This is a genomic window from Pseudoalteromonas distincta (assembly GCF_000814675.1).
GTDB classification, from domain to species: domain Bacteria; phylum Pseudomonadota; class Gammaproteobacteria; order Enterobacterales; family Alteromonadaceae; genus Pseudoalteromonas; species Pseudoalteromonas distincta.
In genome coordinates this window covers 1-12232 of the sequence record NZ_JWIG01000017.1, presented here as the reverse complement: position 1 = coordinate 12232, position 12232 = coordinate 1, and the positions used below count along the sequence as shown (strand labels likewise).

Below are 12232 nucleotides of genomic sequence, written 5' to 3'. Positions count from 1 at the left end.
AGCTAAAGCTAAAAAGGCCTTACGAATGTAAGGCCTTTTTATGTTTAATTCATTTATTTTTAACGAGCGTAAGGGTCGGCAACAATTTTATCTATGTACCATTTTCCCTTTTTACGAAGCATTTTTACACTGCGCATTTCGTCAATTTTATCACCATTTAAATAGCCGGTAAAAATAAGGTTTATTTTAGCGTTATCGCCGTATTGTTCACGGACACTCATATTGGTCATATCAACTTCAATGGTGACTTCATCGTATTGCATATTTACTAAGTTACGGGAAAACTGTTTAGCGGTGCCGTAGGATTTCATTATACGTGTAAGGTTGGGGGTTGCCATGGTGCTGGCTTTTTGAAGGTCTTGCTGGTTATAAAGCGCATCAAAATAAGCGGTTGCTGTATCGCCAGGAGTGTCGCCAAGTGTTTTGGTATCGTCACCACAGGCTGATAAAAATAAACAGATGACCAAACTTAATAAACTCGTGATTTTTTTCATATTAATTATTATTAATTAGTTTTTTTAAAGTGTGTGGTTTATCTATGCAGATGTAAAGGTATGGCAGGCAATAAATAGAAAATTGGATAATAAATAATAAAAAAGGATGCCTAGAGCATCCTTCTAAAAATCTTAAAATTACTTATTGTACTAGTTCTTGTTCACTAAACTCTTCATCAAACATTGGGCTTGATAAGTAACGCTCAGTTGCACTAGGTAGAATAACAACAATATTTTTATCTGCGTTTTCAGGTTTTTCAGCAATTCGCTTAGCTGCAACAACCGCTGCACCTGACGAAATACCTACTAAAATACCTTCTTTTTTCATTAACTGATGCGCCATTGCAATTGCGTCTTCGTTAGATACAAGCTCTGCGCCATCAATTAAGTCCATATCTAAGTTGCCAGGAATGAAGCCAGCACCAATACCTTGGATTTTATGAGGACCTGGTTTAATTTCTTCACCGGCAAGCGTTTGGCTAATAACTGGAGAGTTAGTTGGCTCAACAGCAATAGACTTAACGTTTAGACCTTTTTCTGTTTTAAGGTAACGGCTAACACCTGTAATAGTACCACCAGTACCTACACCGGCTACAAAAAAGTCTACTTTGCCATCAAGCGCATCGTAAATTTCAGGGCCTGTTGTTTCAAAGTGAATTTTTGGGTTTGCAGGGTTTTCGAATTGTTGTAATAAAATATACTTATCAGGTGCTGTTGCTTGAATTTCTTTTGCTTTTTCAATTGCGCCATTCATACCTTTTGCACCGTCGGTAAGTACTAGATTTGCACCTAATGCTTTTAATAGCTTGCGACGTTCTAGGCTCATGGTGTTTGGCATAGTAAGCGTTAACTTGTAACCACGTGCTGCTGCAACAAATGCAAGTGCAATACCGGTGTTCCCAGATGTTGGTTCAATAAGTTCTTTACCTTCAACAAGCTGACCTGACTTTTCAGCTTCCCAAATCATCGATGCACCAATGCGGCATTTGATACTAAAGCTTGGATTACGAGATTCAACTTTAGCGTATACATTCCCACCTGTAACACGGTTAAGTTTTACCAGCGGTGTATTACCGATGCTTAGTGAGTTATCTTCAAAAATAGTAGACATAATGTTCCTTTGGATGCAATCTGATCAACGTGTTAATAGCCTTTGCTATTAACTATATAAACACACTTTACTGTGAGTTTAAAAAAACTAAAGTAAAGTTTGGCTATAACATATATCTATTGGGCTTATAACCAGTCGAAATAAAAATCAATTATTAGCGGTGCTTTAGTTATTATAGGTGCGGGCTTAATTTAAAATTTAAAGAGTAAAACTTCGTTTAGTCAAAAAATGTTCAAAAGAGTATTGAATTAAGCTGTGTTTGTTCAATATTTGTGCATATGAATGTAACTTGAATAGTTTTATCACACAATGCGTCTAAAACATGATAAAAACACGTATCTAAATTCAATTAAGCAATCACAATGAAATTAATCTTAAAATTAATTGCCGGTATTGTGGCCGGTATCCTAGTTGGACTATATGTACCTATAACTGGTGTTGAACTTTTATTCACAGTAAAAGAGCTGATTGGTCAAATTATCTCCTTTACCATTCCACTTATTATATTATTTTTTATTGCATCAGGTATTGCAGGCCTACCAAAAGGGTCTGGTCACTTACTTGGTAAAACAGTTGGGTTTGCTTATAGCTCTACAATTATTGCAGGTACGCTTGCATTTTTATTAGTAAGTGCTGTTATCCCTTTTTTAAGCGGTGGTATTACATTCGAGGCAGAAGTTGCTACAGAAATTGGCAGCTTTATTGATTTAGAAATTCCACCTCTGATGGGGGTAATGACCGCATTAGTAACTGCTTTTGTATTTGGTATAGGCATGAGCCAATTAGAGCTGGATACGCTTAAAAAGGTGTCTGATCAGGGCCGTGATGTGATTGACGGATTATTATCAAAAGTAATTATCCCTGCTTTACCATTTTACATTGCAGGTGTATTTGCCGAAATGACGGTAGCAGGTACTGTGGTAGATACACTGCAAACATTTGGCGTAGTACTAATTGCAGCGCTTGTTATGCACTGGTTATGGTTAAGCGTTTTATATATAGCGACAGGTGTACTATTAAAACGTAATCCAATCGAATTAGTTAAAAATATGCTACCAGCTTACTTTACAGCGTTAGGTACTATGTCAAGTGCAGCAACGATTCCAGTATCGCTTCAATCAAGTAAAGCAAATAACGTTAAAGAAGATGTAGCAAACTTTACCGTACCACTGTGTGCAACCATCCATTTATCTGGCTCAACTATCACTATAGTAACCTGTGCAATGGCTGTTATGTTTTTATCGCCAAGCATGGAAGTCCCTTCATTAATGGGTATGCTACCGTTTATTATGATGTTAGGTGTAGTAATGATTGCAGCACCAGGTGCTCCAGGTGGCGCAGTTATGTCGGCGCTTGGTCTATTAACAAGCATGCTTGGGTTTAATGAAGGCGCGGTTGCATTAATGATTGCACTTTATTTGGCACAAGATAGCTTTGGTACTGCGTGTAATGTAACGGGTGATGGTATCATTGCGTTATGGGTTGACAGATTTAGCGAAAAATCGTCATCTTAAACTATTAGGGCGAGGCAATAATATTAGTTATTGTTTCGCTTTATGTATGTTACTGTGGCAAATTAATTTAATTAAATTGCATGTTGTTAGGTAAGTGAGGATGTTCCATTGATTAATGTACTTTTAGTTGATGACCATGAACTTGTACGAACAGGAATAAAGCGTATTCTTGATGATGTACGAGGGTTTAAAGTAATTGGTGAAGCTAAAACTGGCGAAGAGGCTGTACAGTTTTGTCGTCAGCATGCGCCAAACATAGTATTAATGGATATGAATATGCCAGGCATGGGCGGATTAGAAGCGACTAAAAAGATTTGTCGTTACTGCCCTGATGTAAAAATTATTGTGCTTACCGTTAACTGTGAAGACCCGTTTCCGAGTAAAGTAATGCAAATTGGTGCACATGGCTTTTTAACTAAAGGTGCAGGTTCTGACGAAATGGTGCGTGCCATTCGTTGTGTTCATGCCGGTCAGCGTTATATTGCCCCTGAAATTGCACAGCAAATAGCACTTGCGCAAGTGACAGGTCGTACAGACGAAAATCCTTTTCAGAGCTTATCTGAACGCGAACTGCAAATTATGCTTATGATCACTAAAGGTGAAAAAGCACAAAATATAGCTGAGCGTTTAAACCTAAGTTCAAAAACAGTAAATAGCTATCGCTACCGTATGTTTGAAAAGCTAAATGTAGGTGGTGATGTTGAGCTTACCCATTTAGCAATCCGTCATAAAATGATTGATATAGACGTTTCGTACTAACTATAATTTATGTCTGAATTTGATCACGTACATTTTCTCAAAACGCTATCAAGTGAGCCGGGTGTATACCGCATGCTTGATAGTGACAACCAAGTTATTTATGTTGGTAAAGCTAAGCATTTAAAAAAGCGTGTGAGCAGTTACTTTAGAAGTAACATTACCGATAGCAAAACACGCGTTTTAGTGAGTAATATTTGTGACATCGAAGTCACACTCACTAATACTGAAACAGAAGCGCTGCTGCTTGAAAATAATCTAATAAAAAAATACCAGCCTCGCTACAACATATTATTACGCGACGATAAGTCGTATCCCTATATTTTATTAACTAGCCATAAACACCCTCGTTTAGCGTTTCATCGTGGCAGCCGTAAAATTAAAGGTGAGTACTTTGGGCCATTTCCAAGTGCTGGAGCTGTCTCAGAAAGCTTGCGATTAATGCAAAAAATATTTCCTGTTCGTCAATGTGAAGATGCTTATTACCGCGCAAGAAGTCGCCCGTGTCTGCAATATCAGCTTAAGCGTTGCTCAGCTCCGTGTGTGAATAAAGTTACGGATGATGATTACAGCGAGCAAGTTGACTATGTCCGTAAGTTTTTAACGGGTAAATCTCACGAAGTTATTGCTGATTTAATAAAAAAAATGGAAGCAGCCAGCCTACAATTAAATTTTGAACTGGCCGCAAAAGTTCGCGACCAAATAATGCTACTTCGTAAAATGCAGGAGCAACAGTCTATATCAGGTAATTTTGCTGAAATGGACGTAGTTGGTTTTGCCCATTTAAATGGTTTAAATGGTATTCATTTATTAATGATCCGCGATCACAAAGTATTGGGTAGTAAAACGTATTTTCCAAAAGTACCTAAAGATTCGAGTGAGCAAGAAATATTGACCTCATTTTTAGGACAGTACTATTTAGCGCCAGGAGCAACAGGGCGTATTGCAAAAGAAATCATATTACCTTTTGAAATAGAAGAGAGCGGGGCACTCGGTGAAGCACTCACACAAATAAGTGAGCGCAAAGTAACACTCAAAGTAGTTACCCGTGGTGAGCGTGCTCAATACTTACAACTGGCCAATAAAAATGCATTAAACAGTATTGCAGTTAAGCAAAGTACCCAAGACTCTATTAATAAACGTTATGCACAATTAAAAGCAACACTGCGACTTGATGATATTACCCGAATGGAGTGTTTTGATATAAGCCACACCATGGGTGAGAACACTGTTGCAAGTTGTGTTGTATTTGACTCACAAGGCCCAAATACAAAAGAGTATAGGCGCTATAATGTAACGGGTATAACCGGTGGTGATGATTATGCTGCAATGGAGTTTGCACTTAATAAGCGTTACAACAAATTAGTAGATGAAGACAAAATTCCAGACGTTATCTTTATTGATGGTGGTAAGGGACAACTTGGGCGCGCGGAGCAGTACTTTTCTAACTGGCCACATACAAAAATGCCTTTATTAGTAGGTGTCGCTAAAGGTACTAGCCGTAAGCCTGGCCTTGAAACACTATTAATTGACGGTGGTCGAAAAACCATTCCTATGGATTCAGATGCACCAGCGCTACATTTAATACAGCATATACGTGATGAATCTCATCGTTTTGCAATTGCAGGGCATCGTAATAAACGCCAAAAACAACGTACGCAATCACTACTAGAAGAAATAAATGGAGTCGGTTCTAAGCGTCGGCAAACATTATTAAAATATTTAGGGGGCATGCAGGGAGTAAAAGCTGCTAATATAGAACAGTTAAAGAAAGTTCCTGGGATCAGCCCTGACATGGCTGAGAAGATATTTAACCATTTGCATGACAAGGGCTAGCCCTACATGCGAATATAGCAAAAAAGACATATCCAAGTAGTTATGTGGAATATTCCAAACACACTCACAACATTTAGACTTTTTCTTATCCCCGTTTTTTTGGTGATATTTTATTTGCCTTATAGCTGGGCTTTTTTTGCTGCCGCCTTTATTTTTTGGCTTGCATCAATCACCGATATACTAGACGGTTATTTAGCAAGAAAGCTTGAGCAATCAACCCCTTTTGGTGCTTTTTTAGATCCTGTTGCTGATAAAGTAATGGTATGTGCGGCACTTGTAGCGTTATCTGATCAGTACCAGTCAATGTACATGACTATACCTGCTCTTATTATAATAAGCCGTGAAATTATAATATCTGCACTTCGTGAATGGATGGCAGAGCAGGGTAAGCGTGGTAATGTCGCTGTATCAAACATGGGTAAAATTAAGACGGCTGCACAAATGTTAGCCATTATCGGTTTGATTTGGCAATATGATACATGGATGAACTATTTAAGTTTTGGACTACTGTACATTGCGACCTTTTTAACCTTGAGTTCTATGATGCAATATTTACGTGCAGCATGGGGTGAATTGACTAAAAATTAACTCTAAATGTATAATAACGCACCGTTTTAGATAAAAAACAAGCAAACAGTTCAAAACTAGCATTTTTTGTATTGACGCGTTTAATAATCTCTGTAGAATGCGTCCGTGTTGAGAGGGCATAGCCCCCGAGATAAACGAAACGGTAATTAATCAGTTACCTGAATGTTCACATAAATCATCATGTGCTAATTCAAATAACTGATAAATAAAATGCGGTACTAGCTCAGTTGGTAGAGCGCGACCTTGCCAAGGTCGAGGTCACGAGTTCGAGCCTCGTGTACCGCTCCAAGTTTATCTTAAGGTTAATACCCCGTACTGGGGCGGAATGGCAGAGTGGCCATGCACCGGATTGCAAATCCGTCTACCTCGGTTCGACTCCGGGTTCCGCCTCCATTTCAACACTCCACACGCTTTAATTAGCAAACTCGATGCCCGAGTGGTGGAATTGGTAGACACAAGGGATTTAAAATCCCTCGACTAACAAGTCGTGCCGGTTCAAGTCCGGCCTCGGGCACCACTTTGTGGTTTAATTGCATTACCAAGTGTAATTTATAAAATGGTTAATTTAGAATTAATATGATGCGGTACTAGCTCAGTTGGTAGAGCGCGACCTTGCCAAGGTCGAGGTCACGAGTTCGAGCCTCGTGTACCGCTCCATATTAGTTTTATCCACTTGCTTTAAATAGCAAACTCGATGCCCGAGTGGTGGAATTGGTAGACACAAGGGATTTAAAATCCCTCGACTAACAAGTCGTGCCGGTTCAAGTCCGGCCTCGGGCACCACTTTAAATTATTTAACCAAGATAATTTAAAGTTGATAAAATAGTATTTTGCGGTACTAGCTCAGTTGGTAGAGCGCGACCTTGCCAAGGTCGAGGTCACGAGTTCGAGCCTCGTGTACCGCTCCAAATTATTTGGAAATATTTAGGCGGAATGGCAGAGTGGCCATGCACCGGATTGCAAATCCGTTTACCCCGGTTCGACTCCGGGTTCCGCCTCCATATAATTTACTCCACACGCTTTAATTAGCAAACTCGATGCCCGAGTGGTGGAATTGGTAGACACAAGGGATTTAAAATCCCTCGACTAACAAGTCGTGCCGGTTCAAGTCCGGCCTCGGGCACCATCTTTACTAAAATCCTCAGATAAAATTAACTTAAATTCTAAATTGCTTCTAATTTTAAAACATTCAAAAATTATTCTTACTTAAATACTCTAATCTTATTTTTAATACCTACTTACCTTTAAAATCTATTTCTTTTTAATATCTTAGAGTTTCACCATCCTCAAAATAGATCACTTAATTAAGCGAATTGGTATAAGAGCACCTGTTTATAACAAAGCAAAAAATCAGAACGCTGGTTATTTCATTTTCTTGGCAATTACTCCTGTACCTAAGTTTTAACGAGGGGTGGCATTAATGAATGTAATAGAAGTGCGGTGTCTAAAATAAATTTAAGGTGGGAGTATAGGGAATGCGTTAAGCACTTAGTTATACCAATTGCGAAGATTTTATAAGCGACCCTTGAGGATCGCTTATAAAGGATAAATTGTTATTGCAGTTTACTCTGAGCTTTGTAAATTGGATACTCGCTCAACAAGCCTTGGATAAGCGCAACACACATTAAAATAAGTACTATTGAAAACGGTAAAGCTGTAGTAACTACGCCCGACTGAAGCGCTTGCAATGCTTGCGAGCCACCAACCCAGAGTAATACTGCTGCAATCACGCCTTCGACTGTAGCCCAAAATATACGTTGTGGCACTGGTGCATCTATTTTACCGCCCGCAGTTATACCATCTATTACTAGCGATCCTGAATCAGACGACGTTATAAAAAACACCAAAACGAGTGCTATAGAAATAATAGAAATAAAACTAGAAAGAGGTAACTGCTCGTATACTTGAAATAAAGTCACTGAGATATCAGTTAAACCATTTTGTCCAAGTGGGCCAACTTTATCTATAACTTGTGTAATTGCCATATTTCCGAACACGCCCATCCAAACCAAACTAAGAAGCGTTGGTAGGCCAATGACGACGAGTAAAAACTCGCGTACAGTTCGTCCCTTTGAAACTCGAGCAATAAACATCCCAACAAACGGCGACCATGATATCCACCATGCCCAATAAAACACAGTCCAAGAGTGCATCCAATCTTCATCGGGTCTATTGAATGGATTGCTCAAAGGTACAAAGTGCTCTACGTACGCCCCAAGGGTAAACCAAACAGCAGTAATTGCATCTGAGAAAGTAAGGGCAATAACAGCTAATAATAAAATAAATGCACAAATTAAATTAACATTGCTCAGTACTTTAACACCGCCCTCAATACCTCTAATAACTGAGAAAATTGCAATACACGTTACTAAACCTATAACAGATATTTGAAAAGCAGTCCCGTAATCAGTGCCTAACAGATAATTTATCCCGCTGGTAGCTTGTTGAGCGCCAAGGCCTAGCGATGTAGCTAAACCAAATAAAGTAGACAGTACAGCGAGTATATCTATGATATGACCAAGCCATCCCCAGGCGCGATCACCAAATAATGGATAAAAAACCGAACGTATAGATAAAGGAAGGCCTTTATTAAATGCAAAAAAAGCCAAGCTTAACCCAACAACTGCGTAGATCGCCCATCCATGTAAACCCCAGTGGTACATGGTTGCACCCAAAGCTAATGAGTGTGCTTGCGGTGAATTTGGCTCAACGCCCATAGGCACATGATACCAACCAGTATAATATGCAGTTGGCTCAGCAACTCCCCAAAACAGTAAGCCAATCCCCATTCCAGCTGCAAAGAGCATTGAAAGCCATGACATGTAACCATGTTCTGGACGAGCTTTTACGCCACCCAACCGAATTTTACCTAAAGGAGAAAATGCTAAAATAACGCAAAATATCACAAAGGCATTGGCTAGTAACATAAAGTAACTATCAAATTGATTAATTATTGCGTCTTTAGTCGAGGTTAGTGCATCACGGGTAACGGTAGGGTCAAAAACTAGGGTAAGTATTACAAATAAAACAACTAAGAAGGCGCTTATACCAAATACTGGATTATGGATATCAAATCCCCACTTTTGTACATTATCTTGCCCAACTTGGTAATCAGTAGTGTCTATACTGTATTTTTTTGTCATGTCATCCATCGGCTCTCCTTTTTATAGATAACTTAATTCATATGTCCTACGTAATTAAATATAAAATAGTTTTAAAATTAATATAACTTTTTATTTATAAGCAATGAGATGATTAAGCGTAGTATTTGTTATTTTTAGAACTAAAAAAGCGAGCCGTAGCTCGCTGATTATTTTCTATTCCCAGGCCGCTGGGTCAACCTCTTTAGCAAGTTTAGGATGCTTACTTTTGTCAAAGGTGGGTATTAAGCCCTTTTTGCGTTGTTCGTTGTAATCTTTAGAGAGCCATACAACAACACCTGAAAGCATAAATAGCGCTATAACGTTTACAATGGCCATTAGACCCATTGATATATCTGCCAGCGTCCAAATTAAACCAAGCTCACCAACAGCACCAAACATCACCATGCCTAAAACAACAAGTCTAAAGATAAACATCCCTTTATTAGAGTTGTGTTCTAAAAACATTAAATTTGTTTCAGCGTAAGAGTAATTAGCCACAATAGAAGTAAAAGCAAAAAACAATATAGCAATGGCAATAAAGTAAGTACCCCAGTCACCGACATGTTCTTGTAATGCTGCTTGTGTAAGTTCAATCCCCATAACACCAGATTCAGGTACTAATTGCTGCGATAGTAAAATAAGAGAAGCAGTCGCTGTACAAATAACAATAGTATCAATAAATACGCCTAACATTTGCACATAACCTTGTGATGCTGGGTGAGGAGGGTAAGGCGTTGCAGTAGCTGCGGCGTTAGCTGCACTACCCATACCGGCTTCGTTTGAGAATAAACCACGCTTTATGCCTTGGATCATCGCTTGTGTGACACCGTATCCAATAGCACCAGCACCAGCTTGTTCAATACCAAAAGCACTTTTTATAATAAGCACTAGCACATCAGGTAGTGCAGTAAAGTTAATGGCGCATACATAAAGTGCAACCAGCAGGTAAGCTAATGCCATAAATGGCACAACCATTTCAGCAAAGCGAGAAATTGTTTTTAGGCCACCAAAAATAATGATGCCAGAGCCAATAACCAAGCAAATGCCTACTATATACTTAGGTACATCAAACGCTACTTCAAATGCTGCAGCAATAGAGTTTGACTGTACTGCGTTAAATACTAAACCAAAGGCTAAAATTAAACATAACGAGAATAAAGTTCCCATCCAACGTTTGCCTAAACCGTTTTGCATATAATAAGCAGGGCCACCTCTAAAATTACCATCTGCATCTTTTGTTTTATAAGCCTGAGCTAAAGTACTCTCGGCAAAACTTGTAGCCATACCTATTAATGCAATAAGCCACATCCAGAAAATAGCACCTGGGCCACCTAGGTATAAGGCAACAGCAACACCTGCCATATTACCAGTACCGACACGAGCTGCTAATGAAGTACAAAAAGCCTGAAAGGATGAAATTTCGTTATCGGCACATTTACGAGAACCAAACATAACTTTGAACATATGTGGGAATTGCACAAATTGAATAAAGCCTAGTCGAAAAGTAAAGAAGAGGCCCGCTGCTATTAATAAGTAGACGAGAACTTGCCCCCATAGAAGGGCACTTATACTATTTATTATGTCTGTCATGGATACTGCCTAAATACATGAGTTAAAAAAAGTGACCGCAACTTATCACATCAGGATAAAAGTGTTTAGTTTTAAAGTTCAAAAACAGAGTTATCAACAGGGTTTTGTGGGTAACTTGTGTTTATCGTGTGCGCTTGCTTGGGGCTTAATTTTAATTACTATTTTATGCAAATAACGCTTGCGTAAAATCCGCCGCTCCCTATAATGCGACCCCACTGAGACGGGAAACAGCAACGCATAGCGAGGCACAAACAACTCAGGGTGTTAAGTGAAACTTAGATTGAATCTTCTTAGAAAGTTTAAATTTAAGTGTTGACAAAAAAATAGGAAAGCGTAATATGCGCAGCCCTAGCGAGGTAAAGTTCAACTTTATAATCGCAACGTTCTTTAAAAATATAAAGCAATCATCTGTGTGGGCACTCGTACAGATTGAGTTCTAACAGCCAAACTACTTACTCTTTATGAGTAACTAGTGAGGCAAACAAATTAGAGTCTCAATTGAAAACTGAGTGACCAACAGAATAGTTATTTCGGTAATTATTCGGCACAGTCAATTCAATATCGAAAGATATTAAAAAATTCAGAATTCATTGAGCTGTCGAAAGACATAAAACTTTTTAATTGAAGAGTTTGATCATGGCTCAGATTGAACGCTGGCGGCAGGCCTAACACATGCAAGTCGAGCGGTAACAGAGAGTAGCTTGCTACTTTGCTGACGAGCGGCGGACGGGTGAGTAATGCTTGGGAACATGCCTTGAGGTGGGGGACAACAGTTGGAAACGACTGCTAATACCGCATAATGTCTACGGACCAAAGGGGGCTTCGGCTCTCGCCTTTAGATTGGCCCAAGTGGGATTAGCTAGTTGGTGAGGTAATGGCTCACCAAGGCGACGATCCCTAGCTGGTTTGAGAGGATGATCAGCCACACTGGGACTGAGACACGGCCCAGACTCCTACGGGAGGCAGCAGTGGGGAATATTGCACAATGGGCGCAAGCCTGATGCAGCCATGCCGCGTGTGTGAAGAAGGCCTTCGGGTTGTAAAGCACTTTCAGTCAGGAGGAAAGGTTAGTAGTTAATACCTGCTAGCTGTGACGTTACTGACAGAAGAAGCACCGGCTAACTCCGTGCCAGCAGCCGCGGTAATACGGAGGGTGCGAGCGTTAATCGGAATTACTGGGCGTAAAGCGTACGCAGGCGG

The 12232-nt window shown here is 39.5% G+C and carries 8 protein-coding genes, 8 tRNA genes and 1 rRNA gene; 13 read left to right on the top strand and 4 right to left on the bottom strand.

What is annotated here, in order from left to right:
• Nucleotides 1-59 precede the first annotated feature (59 nt).
• Nucleotides 60-494 (bottom strand): hypothetical protein, encoded by a 435-nt coding sequence (locus tag QT16_RS11790; protein ID WP_002963139.1) that lies wholly within the window; start codon nucleotides 492-494, stop codon nucleotides 60-62.
• A 142-nt stretch (nucleotides 495-636) separates the two neighbouring features.
• Entirely contained in the window at nucleotides 637-1605 is a 969-nt protein-coding gene (gene cysK / locus QT16_RS11785) for a cysteine synthase A (protein ID WP_002963138.1), read from the bottom strand.
• Nucleotides 1606-1967: 362 nt separating this feature from the next.
• Here cysK and QT16_RS11780 point away from each other — a divergent pair, with 362 nt between their 5' ends.
• The 12 genes from QT16_RS11780 to QT16_RS11725 all read left to right on the top strand — a co-directional run bounded on the left by QT16_RS11780 (nucleotide 1968) and on the right by QT16_RS11725 (nucleotide 7425).
• Nucleotides 1968-3119: a dicarboxylate/amino acid:cation symporter gene (locus tag QT16_RS11780; protein WP_002963137.1), complete on the top strand. Its 1152-nt coding sequence runs from the start codon at nucleotides 1968-1970 to the stop codon at nucleotides 3117-3119.
• A 108-nt stretch (nucleotides 3120-3227) separates the two neighbouring features.
• Nucleotides 3228-3878 carry a UvrY/SirA/GacA family response regulator transcription factor gene (gene uvrY, locus QT16_RS11775; RefSeq protein ID WP_002963136.1) on the top strand — a complete coding sequence of 217 codons (651 nt, stop codon included), beginning with the start codon at nucleotides 3228-3230 and terminating at the stop codon, nucleotides 3876-3878.
• Nucleotides 3879-3887: 9 nt separating this feature from the next.
• Entirely contained in the window at nucleotides 3888-5711 is a 1824-nt protein-coding gene (gene uvrC, locus QT16_RS11770) for an excinuclease ABC subunit UvrC (RefSeq protein WP_039488521.1), read from the top strand.
• 42 nt (nucleotides 5712-5753) lie between these two features.
• Nucleotides 5754-6299 carry a CDP-diacylglycerol--glycerol-3-phosphate 3-phosphatidyltransferase gene (gene pgsA / locus QT16_RS11765; protein ID WP_032827134.1) on the top strand — a complete coding sequence of 182 codons (546 nt, stop codon included), beginning with the start codon at nucleotides 5754-5756 and terminating at the stop codon, nucleotides 6297-6299.
• A 212-nt stretch (nucleotides 6300-6511) separates the two neighbouring features.
• A tRNA-Gly gene (locus tag QT16_RS11760) sits at nucleotides 6512-6587 on the top strand.
• Between the two features lie 31 nt (nucleotides 6588-6618).
• Nucleotides 6619-6692 (top strand) — tRNA-Cys (locus tag QT16_RS11755).
• A gap of 37 nt (nucleotides 6693-6729) precedes the next feature.
• Nucleotides 6730-6816, top strand: a tRNA-Leu gene (locus tag QT16_RS11750).
• 64 nt (nucleotides 6817-6880) lie between these two features.
• Nucleotides 6881-6956 (top strand) — tRNA-Gly (locus QT16_RS11745).
• A 39-nt stretch (nucleotides 6957-6995) separates the two neighbouring features.
• Nucleotides 6996-7082: transfer RNA gene (locus tag QT16_RS11740), tRNA-Leu, on the top strand.
• Nucleotides 7083-7131: 49 nt separating this feature from the next.
• Nucleotides 7132-7207, top strand: a tRNA-Gly gene (locus tag QT16_RS11735).
• Between the two features lie 19 nt (nucleotides 7208-7226).
• A tRNA-Cys gene (locus QT16_RS11730) sits at nucleotides 7227-7300 on the top strand.
• Between the two features lie 38 nt (nucleotides 7301-7338).
• Nucleotides 7339-7425: transfer RNA gene (locus tag QT16_RS11725), tRNA-Leu, on the top strand.
• Nucleotides 7426-7852: 427 nt separating this feature from the next.
• Here QT16_RS11725 and QT16_RS11720 read toward each other — a convergent pair.
• Together QT16_RS11720 and QT16_RS11715 are read right to left on the bottom strand one after the other, a co-directional pair.
• On the bottom strand, nucleotides 7853-9451 hold the full coding sequence (locus QT16_RS11720; protein WP_039488520.1) for a BCCT family transporter: 1599 nt from the start codon (nucleotides 9449-9451) through the stop codon (nucleotides 7853-7855).
• A 165-nt stretch (nucleotides 9452-9616) separates the two neighbouring features.
• Complete coding sequence (locus QT16_RS11715; RefSeq protein WP_039488519.1) at nucleotides 9617-11032, bottom strand: alanine/glycine:cation symporter family protein; 1416 nt, start codon at nucleotides 11030-11032, stop codon at nucleotides 9617-9619.
• Nucleotides 11033-11650: 618 nt separating this feature from the next.
• Here QT16_RS11715 and QT16_RS11710 point away from each other — a divergent pair.
• Nucleotides 11651-12232: ribosomal RNA gene (locus QT16_RS11710) — 16S ribosomal RNA — on the top strand; the annotation flags it as partial.